The sequence below is a fragment of the Chryseobacterium sp. NRRL B-14798 genome, assembly GCF_050470705.1.
Lineage (GTDB): Bacteria > Bacteroidota > Bacteroidia > Flavobacteriales > Weeksellaceae > Chryseobacterium > Chryseobacterium cupriresistens.
On the sequence record NZ_JBFLUL010000005.1, the window covers coordinates 4,710,229 to 4,725,528 of the forward strand.

General features: G+C 37.4%; 14 protein-coding genes. 5 read left to right on the forward strand and 9 right to left on the reverse strand.

All coding sequences use genetic code 11. From position 1 onward, the window contains the following. Nucleotides 1–10: 10 nt before the first annotated feature. From fusA to rpsL, 3 genes are read right to left on the reverse strand one after another with little or no spacing between them, the layout of a single operon-like run. Complete coding sequence (gene fusA / locus AB1278_RS21655) at nucleotides 11–2,128, reverse strand: elongation factor G (protein ID WP_062673585.1); 2,118 nt, start codon at nucleotides 2,126–2,128, stop codon at nucleotides 11–13. A gap of 6 nt (nucleotides 2,129–2,134) precedes the next feature. Further along, nucleotides 2,135–2,611, reverse strand: a complete 477-nt coding sequence (rpsG, locus tag AB1278_RS21660) for a 30S ribosomal protein S7 (RefSeq protein ID WP_062673583.1) — start codon at nucleotides 2,609–2,611, stop codon at nucleotides 2,135–2,137. A 23-nt stretch (nucleotides 2,612–2,634) separates the two neighbouring features. Next, nucleotides 2,635–3,048 carry a 30S ribosomal protein S12 gene (gene rpsL / locus AB1278_RS21665; RefSeq protein ID WP_002983146.1) on the reverse strand — a complete coding sequence of 138 codons (414 nt, stop codon included), beginning with the start codon at nucleotides 3,046–3,048 and terminating at the stop codon, nucleotides 2,635–2,637. 434 nt (nucleotides 3,049–3,482) lie between these two features. Between rpsL and AB1278_RS21670 the strand changes: the two genes are divergently transcribed. The 3 genes from AB1278_RS21670 (at nucleotide 3,483) to AB1278_RS21680 (ending at nucleotide 5,832) form a co-directional block, all read left to right on the forward strand. Next, on the forward strand, nucleotides 3,483–3,959 hold the full coding sequence (locus tag AB1278_RS21670) for a Dps family protein (protein WP_062673577.1): 477 nt from the start codon (nucleotides 3,483–3,485) through the stop codon (nucleotides 3,957–3,959). A gap of 96 nt (nucleotides 3,960–4,055) precedes the next feature. After that, nucleotides 4,056–5,234, forward strand: coding sequence for a nicotinate phosphoribosyltransferase (gene pncB, locus AB1278_RS21675; RefSeq protein ID WP_110008537.1), 1,179 nt, complete (start codon nucleotides 4,056–4,058; stop codon nucleotides 5,232–5,234). Nucleotides 5,235–5,361: 127 nt separating this feature from the next. Then, nucleotides 5,362–5,832, forward strand: coding sequence for a YciI family protein (locus AB1278_RS21680; protein ID WP_429816952.1), 471 nt, complete (start codon nucleotides 5,362–5,364; stop codon nucleotides 5,830–5,832). 34 nt (nucleotides 5,833–5,866) lie between these two features. On the opposite strand, the gene AB1278_RS21685 is transcribed toward AB1278_RS21680, so the two are convergent. Further along, complete coding sequence (locus AB1278_RS21685) at nucleotides 5,867–6,034, reverse strand: bacteriocin-like protein (protein WP_157885768.1); 168 nt, start codon at nucleotides 6,032–6,034, stop codon at nucleotides 5,867–5,869. Nucleotides 6,035–6,296: 262 nt separating this feature from the next. Here AB1278_RS21685 and AB1278_RS21690 point away from each other — a divergent pair, with 262 nt between their 5' ends. Both AB1278_RS21690 and AB1278_RS21695 read left to right on the forward strand, forming a co-directional pair. Then, nucleotides 6,297–6,551, forward strand: a complete 255-nt coding sequence (locus tag AB1278_RS21690) for a hypothetical protein (protein ID WP_227940949.1) — start codon at nucleotides 6,297–6,299, stop codon at nucleotides 6,549–6,551. A 204-nt stretch (nucleotides 6,552–6,755) separates the two neighbouring features. Beyond that, nucleotides 6,756–7,511, forward strand: a complete 756-nt coding sequence (locus AB1278_RS21695) for a DUF5995 family protein (RefSeq protein WP_429816955.1) — start codon at nucleotides 6,756–6,758, stop codon at nucleotides 7,509–7,511. Between the two features lie 58 nt (nucleotides 7,512–7,569). On the opposite strand, the gene AB1278_RS21700 is transcribed toward AB1278_RS21695, so the two are convergent. The 5 genes from AB1278_RS21700 to AB1278_RS21720 all read right to left on the reverse strand — a co-directional run bounded on the left by AB1278_RS21700 (nucleotide 7,570) and on the right by AB1278_RS21720 (nucleotide 15,249). Continuing rightward, nucleotides 7,570–10,668 carry an efflux RND transporter permease subunit gene (locus AB1278_RS21700; RefSeq protein ID WP_429816958.1) on the reverse strand — a complete coding sequence of 1,033 codons (3,099 nt, stop codon included), beginning with the start codon at nucleotides 10,666–10,668 and terminating at the stop codon, nucleotides 7,570–7,572. Further along, a complete protein-coding gene (locus tag AB1278_RS21705) occupies nucleotides 10,668–11,783 on the reverse strand; it encodes an efflux RND transporter periplasmic adaptor subunit (protein WP_429816961.1) in 1,116 nt (371 codons plus the stop codon). The genes AB1278_RS21700 and AB1278_RS21705 overlap by 1 nt, the downstream gene beginning before the upstream one ends. Nucleotides 11,784–11,786: 3 nt before the next feature. Further along, nucleotides 11,787–13,061 (reverse strand): TolC family protein, encoded by a 1,275-nt coding sequence (locus AB1278_RS21710; RefSeq protein WP_343642469.1) that lies wholly within the window; start codon nucleotides 13,059–13,061, stop codon nucleotides 11,787–11,789. Between the two features lie 146 nt (nucleotides 13,062–13,207). Then, nucleotides 13,208–14,572, reverse strand: a complete 1,365-nt coding sequence (locus AB1278_RS21715) for an ATP-binding protein (protein ID WP_429816964.1) — start codon at nucleotides 14,570–14,572, stop codon at nucleotides 13,208–13,210. A gap of 2 nt (nucleotides 14,573–14,574) precedes the next feature. Next, nucleotides 14,575–15,249, reverse strand: a complete 675-nt coding sequence (locus tag AB1278_RS21720; protein WP_202840875.1) for a response regulator transcription factor — start codon at nucleotides 15,247–15,249, stop codon at nucleotides 14,575–14,577. Nucleotides 15,250–15,300 lie beyond the last annotated feature (51 nt).

A 15,300-nucleotide genomic window follows, 5' to 3' on the forward strand; every position in this document is an offset into this window, starting at 1 on the left:
AATTTAAAAATTAACCTTTTGCTTTAGCTATGATTTCTTCAGCAACGTTTTGTGGAGTTGGTGCGTATTTCTCTAATTCCATAGAAGAAGTAGCTCTTCCTGATGAAAGTGTTCTTAGAGTTGTTACATATCCAAACATTTCAGAAAGTGGAACAGAACCTTTGATTACAACAGCTCCGTTTTTCTCTTCCTGGCCACTGATAGTACCTCTTCTCTTGTTAAGGTCACCAATGATGTTACCCATATATTCTTCCGGAGTTACAACTTCCAGTTTCATAATAGGCTCCATAATTACTGGTTTAGCAGCTTTACCAGCTTCTTTAAATCCTAGCTTAGCAGCCATTTCGAAAGAAAGAGCGTCAGAATCCACTGCGTGGAAAGATCCATCTTTAAGAGTAACTTTAATACCTTCAACTTCGAAACCAGCCAAAGGACCGTTCTTCATTGCAGCTTTAAATCCTTTTTCAATTGCAGGAACGAATTCTCTAGGAACGTTACCACCTTTGATCTCATTGATGAATTCTAAACCAACTTTACCTTCGTCTGCAGGTCCTAGTTCAAATACAATGTCAGCAAATTTACCTTTACCTCCAGATTGCTTTTTGTAAACTTCTCTGTGGCTGGCAACTTTTGTTAAGTTTTCTTTGTACTCTACCTGAGGTTGTCCCTGGTTTACTTCAACCTTGAACTCTCTCTTCATACGGTCTACAATGATATCTAAGTGAAGCTCACCCATACCAGAGATGATCGTTTGTCCAGAAGCTTCGTCAGTTCTTACAGTAAACGTTGGATCTTCTTCAGCCAATTTAGCTAGAGCGTTACCCATTTTATCCTGGTCAGCTTTAGTTTTAGGCTCAACAGCGATACCGATTACCGGATCAGGGAAAACCATCGATTCAAGAACGATTGGGTTTTTCTCATCACACATCGTATCACCAGTTTTGATAGATTTGAATCCTACCGCTGCACCAATATCACCAGCTTCAATATATTCTACCGGGTTTTGTTTGTTAGCGTGCATCTGATAGATTCTTGAGATTCTTTCTTTATCTCCTGAACGGGAGTTCAAGATATAAGAACCAGCATCCAGTCTTCCAGAGTAAGCTCTGAAGAATGCTAATCTTCCCACGAACGGGTCAGTAGCAATCTTAAATGCTAAAGCTGCGAAAGGCTCATCTACAGATGGTTTTCTTGTGATTTCAGCGTCTGTTCTCGGATCAGTACCTTTGATATCATCTTTATCCAATGGAGAAGGCAAGTATTTACATACTGCATCCAACATAAACTGTACTCCTTTATTCTTGAATGAAGAACCACAAGTCATTGGGATAATAGATAAATCAATAGTAGCAGCTCTCAATGCAGCATTGATTTCTTCTTCTGTAATTGAATCCGGATCTTCGAAGAATTTCTCCATCAAAGTTTCGTCATATTCAGAAACAGCTTCTACCAGTTTCTCTCTATATTCAAGAACTTCATCTTTCATATCTTCAGGAATTGGCACTACTTCGAAAGTAGCTCCTTGTCCTGCTTCATCCCAGATGATCGCTCTGTTTTTAATTAAGTCAACAACTCCTTTGAAATCTTCTTCAGCACCGATTGGTAAAACGATTGGAACTGCGTTAGATCCTAACATTTCTTTAACCTGGTTTACCACGTTAAGGAAGTCAGCACCTTGTCTGTCCATTTTGTTTACGAATCCCATTCTTGCAACTTTGTAGTTGTCTGCAAGTCTCCAGTTTGTTTCAGACTGAGGCTCTACTCCATCTACTGCAGAGAATAAGAATACCAATCCATCCAATACTCTTAAAGATCTGTTTACCTCTACTGTGAAGTCAACGTGTCCCGGTGTATCGATGATGTTGAAGTGGTAAGGTTTAGTTTCTGGTAAAGCTTTTCCTTGATCTGTTGGAAAGTTCCAAGAACAAGTGGTAGCTGCAGAAGTAATAGTAATACCTCTTTCTGCTTCCTGCTCCATCCAGTCCATTGTAGAAGCACCATCGTGAACCTCTCCAATTTTGTGGTTTACCCCTGTATAGAATAGAATCCTTTCTGTAGTGGTAGTCTTACCTGCATCAATGTGAGCAGCGATACCAATATTTCTTGTAAATTTAAGATCTCTTCCCATTTCAGATTAGAATTTGAAGTGTGAGAAAGCCTTGTTAGCTTCCGCCATTTTGTGAGTATCAGATTTCTTTTTGAAAGCAGCACCTTCTTCTCTTGAAGCAGCTACAACTTCGTTAGCTAATTTCAAAGCCATAGACTTATCATTTCTAGCTTTAGAATACTTGATTAACCATTTCATTGCCATAGAAATTTTTCTGTCAGCTCTGATTGGCATAGGGATCTGGAAGTTAGCTCCACCTACTCTTCTAGAACGTACTTCTACGTGAGGCATTACATTTGTAAGTGCATCTTTCCAGATTTCAAGTGCAGTTTTTTCGTTATCTCCTTTTTTAGTTTCTACGATATCTAATGCATCATAGAAAATTTTGAATGCGATTGACTTCTTACCGTCAAGCATTAAGTTGTTTACGAATCTCGTTACCAATTGATCATTAAATTTCGGATCTGGTAACAACGGTCTTTTTTTCGCTTTTGTCTTTCTCATTGCTTTTGTACCTTATTTAATGATTATTTTTTCTTTCCTTTTGCAGGAGCAGCAGCTGCTTGTCCTGGTTTAGGTCTCTTAGCTCCGTACTTAGATCTTCTCTGTGTTCTTCCATTTACACCAGCTGTGTCTAATGCACCTCTTACGATGTGGTAACGTACTCCCGGTAGGTCTTTCACCCTTCCGCCTCTAACCAATACTATCGAGTGCTCTTGAAGATTGTGTCCTTCGCCCGGGATATAGGCATTAACTTCTTTACCGTTAGAAAGTCTTACCCTTGCTACTTTTCTAAGTGCAGAGTTAGGTTTCTTCGGTGTAGTTGTATATACTCTCGTACATACACCACGTCTTTGTGGACAAGAATCAAGGGCAGCCGATTTGCTCTTCTTGGCAAGCGTGGCTCTTCCTTTTCTTACTAATTGTTGAATAGTAGGCATTTAATTGCTTTTTATTTTAGGGTGCAAAAATAGTAATATTTTTTTAATCTGCAAACACTTATATAAAAATTAAAATCAAATACTTACATCGAAAATAGAAGACGTTTCGATATAACATTCAAAGAAGTATAATATACATAAGGAAAAGAGATAGAAAAGAAACTTTTTTCCAAGCTTAAAAAATGGGTATTAAATAATTATGAATTTATAATTCTAAATCAGATCTGTAAATCATAATCACATACCCGATATATCCAAACTATATTTAAAAACTTTCTTATAGTTATGATCTATGAATAATCCAACGAGTTCGGCACGATATTTCGTAAATTTGGGATATACAATGATAAACACAGCAGTCATCATTAAAAAGCTTCATATTCTACTGAATGGAAGTGGTGCTTGTATCACATTTTAAAAATAAATATATACATATGAAAAACGCAAGTATTATCGGTCTTAAAGAAGCCGACTGTAAAAACATCTCAGAAAAATTAAATGTACTATTAGCTAACTATTCAGTATTCTACCAGAACACAAGAGGTTCTCACTGGAATATTAAAGGTGATCAGTTCTTCACCCTTCACCCAAAGTTTGAGGAATTGTACAATAGCCTGGTCTTAAAGATTGATGAGATTGCAGAAAGAATCCTTACGTTAGGAGCTACTCCTGCACATAATTATTCAGATTACTTAAAGGTAGCAACCATTAAAGAAAGTAAAGAAGTAACGGACGGTACCAAAAGTGTGGAACAGATTCTAAGTTCATTCAAAGTAGTAATTGACCTGCAGAGAGAACTTTTAGACATTACAGATAAAGCAGGAGACGAAGGTACAAATTCGCAGATGAGCGACTATATCACCGAGCAGGAGAAAGAAGTTTGGATGTACAATTCTTATCTTGGAAAATAACTCCATCCATAAGCATGGAAATATTTCAAAAAAATCGCCTTACATTTAGGCGATTTTATTTTTTATTTTTATATTTGCGTTAAAATTACACATATTATGAGCGACGTCAGATTAAACTCTATCCTTGATAATGATTTCTATAAAATAACCATGCAGAATGCTGTGGTAAAGCTATTCCCGAGTTCTATCGTAAAATACGAATTTATCAACAGGGGAAAACACCACTTTCCGGAAGGGTTTGACGCTGCTTTAAGAGAAGCTGTCAATAAAATGGCTGAACTTAAACTTACAAAAGATGAAAAAAAGTTCATGGCGAGAACATGTCCTTATATAGATCTGCCCTATCTTGATTTTTTGGAAGGTTATCATTATGATCCGTCTGAAGTAAAAATCCACCAGGAAGGAGGAGACCTCTCCGTCATTGTGGAAGGGCTTTGGTACAGAACGATTCTTTGGGAAGTTCCACTGCTGGCATTGATCAGTGAACTGCATTATGAAATGAACCACATGGAAAGAGATTCCAATGAAGTGGTCATGAGCAAAACGATAGAAAAAGCAGATTCATTGGGCAGACTTGGGGTAACGTTTGCAGAATTTGGAACGAGAAGAAGACACTCTTATAAGGTACAAAATCTGGTGATGGAAGCTTTAACCCAGAAAAAAGAGTCTACTTTTATCGGAAGTTCAAACGTACATTTTGCAATGAAATATGGTGTAAAACCTATCGGAACGCATGCTCATGAATGGTTTATGTTCCATGCTGCCGAATATGGATTCAAGATGGCCAATGAGTTGGCGCTGGAACACTGGGTAGATGTGTACAGGGGTGATCTTGGAGTAGCTTTGTCTGATACTTATACTACAGATGTATTTTTCCAGCAGTTCGACAAAAAATTTGCAAAGCTTTTCGATGGCGTTCGTCATGACAGTGGAGACGCTCTGGAATTTGCAGATAAAACCATTGCCCACTATCAAAGAAATGGGATCAATCCTATGTTTAAATATATTATTTTTTCAGATGCATTAAATCTTGAAAAAGTGGAGGAAATTACCAATTATTGCAGAGGAAAAATTGGTATCTCATTCGGAATCGGCACCAACCTTACCAATGATGTGGGATTGAAGCCCATGAATATCGTAATGAAACTTATTGGCGTACAGGCTCCCAATAAAGAATGGATTCCTACAGTAAAACTTTCCGACGAGCATGGTAAATATACCGGAGATCCAAAGATGATCGAACTGGCGAAAGAATTTTTAAGAATTAAAGACTAGTAACCTCATCAGAATAATTAGATATAAACCTCGAACTCATCGAGGTTTTTTTGTTTCATAGCGACATTTGAAATTCAGTTTTCAGAAATCTATAAGGATTTATTATATTTATCAAAATAAAAACAAGATGAAATCAGGAACATTACTACTTGCAGGTCTCTTTCTTTCAGCATTTTCTTTTGCTCAGGAAAAGAAAGCAGAAAAACCTAAATATAATCAGGAACTGGCTACTTCTTTAGGTGCTGATAAATATGGGATGAAACCTTATACGATTGTTATGCTGACATCTGGCACTACTAAAATTGAAGACAAAGCCAAAATGGGCGAACTCATGAAAGGGCATATGTCTAATATCGGTAAACTTGCCAATGAAGGCAAAATTGTTGTTGCCGGACCTTTCCTTGAAAAGAATAAAGAAAACTACCGTGGCATGTTTATTTTCAATACCAAATCTAAAGAAGAAGCTGAACAATGGGTAAAAACAGATCCTGCAGTTCAGGCCGGTGTATTCAGCTATGAAATTTTTCCTTGGTATGGCTCTGCAGCGCTGCCTTTGTATCTTAAACATCATGATGAAATTGCAAAAGAAAATCCTTAATAAATAAGAAATCCCTCAGTTGAGGGATTTTTTCTTAATCGAAACAGATAAATGGTTTTCTTGGTGGATAGCAGCAATAAGGGTTGCTGCAGAATGTGTACCCTGCCGGACATCCCCCATCTACAGGTGCTTCACAGGCTAATGCTGCACCTCCTAAAACAGTCTTTAACTCTTTTCTGTTTAAGCTTTTTAAATTTTTCATGATTAATTTAGTTTAATTTGATTTCCTACTCTTGAAGATTTTCGGATTCCTCTTTATTATTTCTCTTTACCTGGAAATAAATATACAATTTATTTTTTAATTCATTACATTTCAAACAATTATATGTAAATAAATTAAAAATTTTAATTAATACACTTTGTTTCGATGAATTAATTTAACTATTTTAGCTTATTGACAATTAGTATTATTAAACTAATTACCAACAAGTTAACCATCAATCAACACCATAATTAAAAAACTCATGAAAAAATTAAACATTACAAAACTTTCGAGAACAGAGCTGAAAGATGTATTCGGCGGAACCCTATATCCGGCAGAATGTCCCGGAGGATGCCCTGGTGAAGGCATGATCAGATGTCCTGACGGCACTACTACCATGACCAATTTTATATGCATGGGAGGAACCTGCCAACCGGCTGCCATGTGCAAGCCACTGATTCTTGAACCTTTTCCAGATCCGATTATCATCACTGATCCGGTTATCATCACCCCATAATCAGAATAACAATACATAAAGAGGCTGTCTCAAAAGTCAAACAATTGGCTTTTGTCATTGACTACGTCGAATCTTCGATTTCTGACGAAGGAAGAATCTGACTGATAAACAACTACATGAGATTCTTCACTACATTACATTTCGTTCAGAATGACAATTTTGAGACGCCTCTTTTTTAGTATCTTTAAATAACAAAAAACCATCATGAAAACCATTGACGAAGTTCTTAAAAAACTGGATGAAATTATTATCTGGTGTAAAAAAAACAAAAGTCCGGCAGGATATTTTGCCTGTACCTACAGAATTATGACCGCACAGGTTCTGAAAGGAATTCAGCAGAAAAAATTTGAAGATAATCCCAGAATGACATTGCTTGATATTGCTTTTGCACAAAGATATCTTCAGGCATGGGAAAGCTACAGTAAAAATGAAAGATGCACCAACTCATGGTACATCGCTTTTGAAGCTGCTAAAAACAGGAATCTTTTAATATTACAGCATATATTTCTTGGTATGAATGCTCACATTAACCTGGACCTTGGTGTTTCTGCCGCTTCTATTATGCCTTACCGGAAAATAAACCCTTTGAAAAAAGATTTTGAGAACATTAATAATGTCATTGCATCCATTAATCAGAATGTACAGAATTCGCTGAACAAAATCTGTTATCCTGTAGATCTTGTTGACCAACTCTCCAACGGAAAGGATAATGCTGTCCTTGATTTTGCCATATCCAAAGCAAGAGACACTTCCTGGGCAACGGCAGTCATTGCCTCCAATACTCCTAATTTCTTAAGGGAATCGGTGATCGGTATTGTAGATTACGCCGCTGCAAAAGTTGCCACCCAAATTCTGAACCCGAAGATCCTCACTCCTGCTCTTTTAAAAGAACTAAAAAAATGTGAGAGCAGTGATGTGGTAAAAAATATTGAGATTTTAGAAGCTACAAAAAATTCGTAAAAAAAGGCCGGGATCTTCCTCACGGATCCCGGCCTCATAATGAACAAAATGAAAGAAACTATATGGCTTCCTTATACTTTTTGCGATAGGCATAATGGAAAATAATTGGTAACACTGTAAATGAAAGCAGCATACAGATAATTAATCCTCCTACAATCATAATGGCTAAAGGTTTCTGAATTTCCGATCCCATTCCATTCGACATGGCTGCCGGAAGAAGTCCCATAGAACCCATCAGGGCAATCATCACCACCGGGCGGATTCTGCTTTTCACTCCCTGAGCTATGGATTCTTTGAGTGACATTCTGTTTTGCAGATTTTCTTTCATCACTCCAATGAGTACGATACCGTCTATGGTAGCCACTCCAAACAGGATGATAAACCCGATTCCCGCTGAAATTCCAAAGATGGTTCCCGTAAACCAAAGGGATAAAAAACCTCCGATGAATGCAAAAGCGAGTGTAATGGATGAAATCAGCGTATCTTTTATATTTCCGAAATTGAAGTACAACAGCATCAGAATAAGAACTAAAGAAATCGGTACTACCATAGCCAGCTGTTTTGCGGCTCTTTCTTTACTTTCAAATTCTCCGGCCCATGTCATTTTATGCTTTTTCGGAAGCTTCACTTCTTGATCTACTTTCGCTTTGGCTTCCTTGATGGTACTTCCCAGATCGCGTCCTTCAATATTAAATCCAACTCCGATATATCTGCTGTTTCCTTCACGGTAAATAAATGATGGCCCCGTATGATAATCAATGGTTGCAATTTCTTTCAGCGGAACTTTTTTATTGTCCTGAGTCGGGATGAGAATATTTCCCATCTTTTCAGGCGTATCTCTGTAATCTTTTTCAAACCTGAGCATTACGTCAAACATTCTTTCTTCTTCGTAAAATTTGGTGGCTGCCTGACCTCCAATGGTCATTTCGATGACGGCCTGTGCATCTGCTGTGGAGACTCCATATTTTGCCATTTTGGAATCGTGAAGCTGTATTCTCAGCTCCGGAAGTCCGATATTTTTGAAAACATTCACGTCCGATATTCCCGGAACGGTTCTGATGGAATTAGCTACTTTATTGGCGTAATTTTCCAGCTCAAATAAATCATTTCCGAAAATTTTAATAACCAGCGGAGCTTTTACTCCTGCCACATATTCTTCCACGTTATCCTGTATCGGCTGGCTGAATCCAAAATTGATACCTGGAAATCTCTCAAAGGAGACTCTCATTTCTTCAAGAAGTTCTTCTTTGGATATTTTTTTCTTCCATTCATTTTCCGGTTTCAGCTGAATATTAAATTCGATATTAAAGAACCCGGTGGGATCGGTTCCGTCATTGGGACGGCCTGTCTGGGTCATGACAAATTTTACTTCATCATACTTCATGAGAATTTCCTTCATTTCTTTAGTCAGTCTTACAGATTCATCCAGATTGACACTGTTGGGAAGGGTTGCTCTTACATAAATTGCGCCTTCGTTCAGTTTGGGTAAAAACTCGGATCCATAATTGGAAAATCTCCATCCACACACGGCAAGCAAAGCAACGAAACCAACAATGAATCCTTTTTTGTGGCGGTCACTGAACTCGTAGATTCTATAGATATTGACTTTGAAGAATCTTGAAATAAAGTTTTCTTTTTCTTCGATATTTTTAGTCAATAACAGCTTACACATTGCCGGAACATACGTTAAACTTAAGATCAATGATCCTAATAGTGCATACCCAAGTGTAAATGCTAATGGAGAGAACATCTTACCTTCTACTTTCTGGAAAGAGAAGATCGGCATCAAAGCAACAATAAGAATCAATAATGCGAAGAAAATATAGCTCGCTACGCTTCCCGCACTTTTCTTGATGATTCCGAGTTTTGAAATTTTATTGAATCTGCGCAGTCCTATCTTTTTCGCTTTAAGTTCGAGGGCGACAAAGACATGTTCCACGATAACCAGCGTTCCTTCCAGAAGCAATCCGAAATCCAGCGCCCCCATGGAAATAAGATTGGCCGGCAATCCCTGAATTTTAAGCATAATAATAGCGAACAGAAAAGCCAAAGGAATTACTGATGCCACGATGAAAGTTGTTCTCCAGTTGTAAAGGAAAATAAATACAATGATGGAAACCAGAATGACTCCTTCAATAAGATTTTTAGAAACCGTATGCACTGTAGTATTCACAAGCTCCGTACGGTCGATGATCGGAACAATCTGGACATCTCCCGGCAATTCTCCTCCATTCAGTTCTTCTATTCTGTCTTTCAGCCTTGCAATGACTTCGCTTGGATTTTCACCCCGAAGCATAATCACAATTCCTTCTACCACATCATTTTCTTTGTTGTATCCTACCTGTCCCAATCTTGGTTTTGCTGAAACTTTTACTTCAGCTACATGTTTCACCAGAATAGGTGTAGAACCTTTTACCTCGATCTGAATATTCTCAATATCTTCTTTCTTCTCCAAAAGACCGATCCCCCGCACTACATAAGCCTGATCACCTTTTGCTACTACATCTCCTCCTACATTGATATTACTTCTAGAAACTGCTTCATACACATCCAGGGGGGAAAGGTCGTAATTGTGTAATTCCGTAGGATTAATTTTTATTTCATATGTTTTTTCTTCTCCACCAAAGCTTACCACATCCGCAACACCGGGAACAGCCAGCAACTCTCTTTCTACCACCCAATCCTGAATGGCTGTTACTTCTTTGATGGGAAGTTTACTCTTGATAATATATCTGTAAATTTCACCGGTAGCTCCCGAAGGAGGCTCAATGCTGTATTCTGCTCCGACAGGAAGTTCTACATTTCCGAGTTTATTGGAAGCATATTGCTGGGCATAAAAATCATTGACATGATCATCAAAAATAACCGTCACCACAGACAATCCGAATAAGGAAATAGAACGTACCGAAGTTTTGTTCGGAATGGCATTCATTTCCTTTGAAATGGGTAATGTGACGAATTTCTCTATTTCTTCAGCACTTCTTCCCGGCCACTGGGTAATAACCCTTACCCTTGTATTGGTAACATCCGGAAATGCTTCAATGGGTGTATGCAGATAGGAATAGATTCCTCCGGCCAGCAATAGAAAAGTTCCCAAAAGAACAATCAGTGAGTTTTTTAAAGAGAAGGAAACTATATTCTGTACAAATTTTCGCATTACTTCGTGGAATTATTTAATTGGTTTTTCAGGTTTTCATAAATCAGCAGCCCGTTGGAAGCAATGACATTTTCACCTGGTTTTAAATTGCCTTCTACATAAATATACTGACTGTTGGAAGCAATTTCTGTTACGGGTCTTATCTCCAGTTCACAGTCTTTTTTGTAAACCACTACATAGCTTTGGTTATTATCAAAGATTAAGGCTTTCGCAGGAATAGCCAATGCGCTTTTATTTTGTGAATTTACTGGCAATACTACATCTGCAGACATTCCTGGTCTCAGCTTCATTCCGTTATTATCCATAATGATTTTGGCTTTGAGTACTCTTTCATTTTCATTGAAAACCTGGGAAATAGTATTAATCTTCCCCGAAAAACTATCATCAGGATAAGCAAGCGTTTTGACCACTACCGGCTGATCCACATAAACGTGTCTCATATTGGTGGCATACACATTGGCCATTACCCATACCTTATCCAGATTGGAAATCGTAAAGAGCTGATCTCCTCCGGCAGTAACAGGCATTCCTTTTGAAATATTCTTCGAGATAACATATCCGTCCGCAGGTGCTTTTATCTGAATCGTGCTTCCTCCTGCGGAATACAGCTGCATATTTTTCTGTGTTTTGGAAATATTGGATTGTAATATGGCTACTTCTGATCTTGCTTCCTGCAAATCTTTCTGGGAGGCAATATCATCTTTATACATGGCTTCTACAGAAGAAAGTTTTCTTTTCGCAACAGCCAACTGCGCCTGTAGGGTCTGGGTATCATCCTGCATTTCGTTAACGGCTGTACTTTTTACACTAGCCAGCGTTTGTCCTTTTTTCACATAATCACCAAGAGAGAAATAAGTATCTATTACCACTCCGTCTACAAGACTTACAAAAGGAACTGTCTTATCAGAATTACTTTCCACTTCCCCGGTAAGGGTGATACTTTCTTGTATAGGAAGCATTTCTGCTTTGGCCAGTTTAATCTCTTGTTTAAGTTCTTTGCTGATGCAATAGGCTTTTTCGGTTTCTTTATTTTCTACTTTTTCGGCACAGCCTGTAAAAATGACGAGGGCAGACAGGTAAGCCGCAGCAATGTATGGGTTCATATTCTTGTTCATATCTTATAAATCTTGTCCTACAACATACTGCAGGTTTTCGTAGTATTGATTCAATTCTTTTTTAGTGTCCAGGATGATCATTTTATTTCCGATATAGGTATCCAGGAAATCCATATATTCAAGCATGCTGATATTTCTTAGTCTGAAGTTTTTCTCATGGCTCACCAACAGACCATCCAGCGTAGATTCATAATTTTCATCAATTTCTTGTGAGACCTGTTGTGTTCTGATATAGTTTCTGAAAACAGATACAATTTCGTTATCAGATTTCATCATGTTTTTGCGGGTCTCCAGTTTGCTTTTTTCAATCTCAAGCTTAGCTTCCTGAATATTCCCTTTGTTACGGTCAAAAATGGGGAGATCCATAGAAACCCCCAGTCCTATAAAATCTTTCATGATATTTCCTCCGCGGTCATATCCTATAGAAACTGCAACATCAGGTGTTTTCATGGCATTTTGAATTTCCAGATTTTTGGCAGCGTGTTTCTCTTTATTTTTGGAGATCATGATATCGGGACGGTTTTCTTTTGCTTTTTCCATCCATTGAGTAACTTCCAGTTCTGATAGTTGTTTTTCGGGCATAACAAATGAATCTGAAATCTCCAGATACGTTTGAGAAGGCAGCATTAATAAAGCTTTCAGTTCTACCTGCTGGTCTTCGATTTCCTGCTTCAATGAAACCAGTTTCTTTTTGAATTCAATTTCCTGTGCTTTTAAGCGGACATATTCAGCTTTACTGATATTCCCGAGGTTTAATTGATTATTATAGGATTTTGTTAATTTCTCAATGGAAGCAATCTGTCCCTGATAGATCTTTTGCTGTTCCTGATTATAAAGAATTTCAGTAATCGTATTCCTGAGGGTCTTTTTAAGTTCACGTAAAACTTCCTGCAGTTCATACTTCTCTCCCTCCACTTCTATTTTCTGAAGTTCAATATTTTTTCTTCTCTTCCCTGCCGTCTGAATCACCTGTTCGATCTCTGCCGAAATCTGGGTGCTTTTTCCCCAGTTTCTGATAAGCGCAGGCTGTTCTTCGATGTCATAGGTTCTCCATAAATTAACCTCACTGATACTCAATGTAGGATTAGGCCAGTATTTAGCCTGAACAGCTCTTGCCTCGGCTTGTGAAATTTCAAGCTTCTGTGCAATAAGGTCAAGGTTTTTAGCCAGAAAAATAGTTTCAGCCTCCTTTCTGCTGATTTTCATGGTGTCTGAAATCTGTGCAGAAAAGAAACTGAAACAGGGAATATAAAATAGTGTAAAAAATAGCTTCTTCAAGGGTCTCTTATTTAAGACCACAAAGCTATTTGTCTAATATTAGAGGGAATTGTAAAGAAAATTAAAATTCGGTTAGTTCAACATTAGAGTTTGATTAGAACTTTTTTAAAACACGAAAAACACAAATCTTTTCACAAATAACACGATTATGAATGGGTAGGAAATTCCAGGAGAACATTAGTTCCCACATTGACCGTAGAATCAATTTTCATGATAATATGATGATGATCAAAAATACTTTTTGAAAGCGATAAACCAATTCCGCTGCCTTTTACAGCATCTACATTTTTTCCTCTATAGAAAGTCTCTGATATTTTCACAAGATCATCAGCAGGAATTCCTCTTCCTTCATCTCTGACCTCAATGTACAACTGACTGTTCATTTCAGATAATGTGATCACTATAGGTTTGTCATAGGAATATTTGATGGCATTTTCTACAATATTATATAACGCCAGGTAGAGAAGTGTTTCGTTTCCAGGGAATTCCAGTAAAGCAGGTTTTGTTACCTGAAGCTGTATTTTGATAGATGAATGGTTTTCTTTTGCTTTGGGTTCCAGTTTTGCATAAATCTTCCAGATCAGCTCATCCACTCTCATGAGTTTGTGAGATGATTCCAGTTTGGTCATTCCGGACATCAGCAAAAGATTGTTGAGAATATTTTCAATCTCATATACATTTTCCAATGACTCTTTGGCTACTTCACTATATTCCTCCGGTGTACGGTCTTTTTGAGCAAATACTTCCAGGTTTCCAGAAATTGCTGCTAAAGGAGTTTTAAATTCATGAGAAACATAATTGATAAAGTTCTGCTGTAAGAGCACATTTTCGGAAATTCTGCCCAGTAGTTTATTATAAGATTTAATGAGATCTTCAATTTCATCATTGGTATTCGCGGAAGTAATAATTGCCGTAGAAATGTTATCATATTCCACTTTATTGATACGTTCCACCACATTGGAAATAGGTTTATAAACTACCTTGGAAAGATATCTGCTCAGGAAATAGATGGCAAGCAGTCCAATTACCAGCACCGAAAGCATGATAATAGCCAATCTCAGGATCTGCGACTGGAAAGAATCGTTGGAAGACTTCACAAAAACCACAAAGTCACCTTGGTTATCAGGATAAAAAATTCCGTAGTAGAATTGATTATCAGACATAAACTGTATTCCTTTGTTTTTTCGGACAGCCTGCAAATGGGAAAGCTTTATATTCTTATCGTTAAGGTTATGTCCAAAGGTAACTTCATTATTCTGATTATAAACCGCTACCCTGTTATTCTGAATCAGATGGTTGTATTCTTTTTTAATCTGGGCATGTCGGTCTTTCGGGAGTTCATCCTTTTCAAGATAATAAATAGCAGAGATAAGAGCCGTATTTCTGAGCTTTTCAAAATAGAAAATCTTGGTACTGTCATAATAGGCAAAAAATATCACCGCAGATGTGATGATAGAAACGATGCCAAATGAGAGGCTTGAAATAAGGGTAAATCTACTTCTTAGCGTCATCTTCAGTCTTTGATCAAATATCCGGTTCCTTTTACTGTATGAATAATTTTCTGTTCTGTCTCATCAATCTTATTACGGACATAGGAAATATAAACATCCACTACATTCGTTGTATTATCGAAATCAATTCCCCATACCTTATGTAAAATCTGGGTTCTGCTCAACACTTTATTTTTATTCTCCATCAGAAAAGTAAACAGTTTGTATTCCGTAGGGGAAAATTCTATTTCCTTATCATTCTGAGTTACTTTATGAAGATCAGTATCAATCACAATATTTCCGCATGATAAATATTGATCCTCCTTTTGGTAGCTCATTTTATTTCTTCTGGTTAAAGCTTTAATCCTTGAAATCAATTCTTCAAAATGGAAGGGTTTGGATAAATAATCATCAGCACCCATATCGAGCATTTTGATTTTATCATCAGGACTGTTCAGGGCACTTAAAACCAAAATCGGAGTATAGTTTCCTTTAAATCTGATAATTTGTGTCAACTGCATGCCATCCAGTCCGGGAAGCATAATATCCATTAAAATAATATCAAAATCATAGGTATGAAGAAGCTCACGTGCATTTTCCCCGGAATCTGCCAGGGTTGTATTATAGCCAGCCTCGGAAAGGCCTTTTATCAGGAAATTACTGATTCTTTGATCATCTTCTACCAGCAAAATATTCATAAGTCTCTGAAATTTCCCATAAATATAGGTATTCTAATTCAGAAAGAAAGC

Coding starts and splice junctions, on each gene's coding strand:
- fusA (WP_062673585.1), bottom strand. CDS start 2,128: ATGGGAAGAGATCTTAAATTTACAAGAAATATTGGTATCGCTGCTCAC.
- rpsG (WP_062673583.1), bottom strand. CDS start 2,611: ATGAGAAAGACAAAAGCGAAAAAAAGACCGTTGTTACCAGATCCGAAA.
- rpsL (WP_002983146.1), bottom strand. CDS start 3,048: ATGCCTACTATTCAACAATTAGTAAGAAAAGGAAGAGCCACGCTTGCC.
- AB1278_RS21670 (WP_062673577.1), top strand. CDS start 3,483: ATGAAAAACGCAAGTATTATCGGTCTTAAAGAAGCCGACTGTAAAAAC.
- pncB (WP_110008537.1), top strand. CDS start 4,056: ATGAGCGACGTCAGATTAAACTCTATCCTTGATAATGATTTCTATAAA.
- AB1278_RS21680 (WP_429816952.1), top strand. CDS start 5,362: ATGAAATCAGGAACATTACTACTTGCAGGTCTCTTTCTTTCAGCATTT.
- AB1278_RS21685 (WP_157885768.1), bottom strand. CDS start 6,034: ATGAAAAATTTAAAAAGCTTAAACAGAAAAGAGTTAAAGACTGTTTTA.
- AB1278_RS21690 (WP_227940949.1), top strand. CDS start 6,297: ATGAAAAAATTAAACATTACAAAACTTTCGAGAACAGAGCTGAAAGAT.
- AB1278_RS21695 (WP_429816955.1), top strand. CDS start 6,756: ATGAAAACCATTGACGAAGTTCTTAAAAAACTGGATGAAATTATTATC.
- AB1278_RS21700 (WP_429816958.1), bottom strand. CDS start 10,668: ATGCGAAAATTTGTACAGAATATAGTTTCCTTCTCTTTAAAAAACTCA.
- AB1278_RS21705 (WP_429816961.1), bottom strand. CDS start 11,783: ATGAACAAGAATATGAACCCATACATTGCTGCGGCTTACCTGTCTGCC.
- AB1278_RS21715 (WP_429816964.1), bottom strand. CDS start 14,572: ATGACGCTAAGAAGTAGATTTACCCTTATTTCAAGCCTCTCATTTGGC.
- AB1278_RS21720 (WP_202840875.1), bottom strand. CDS start 15,249: ATGAATATTTTGCTGGTAGAAGATGATCAAAGAATCAGTAATTTCCTG.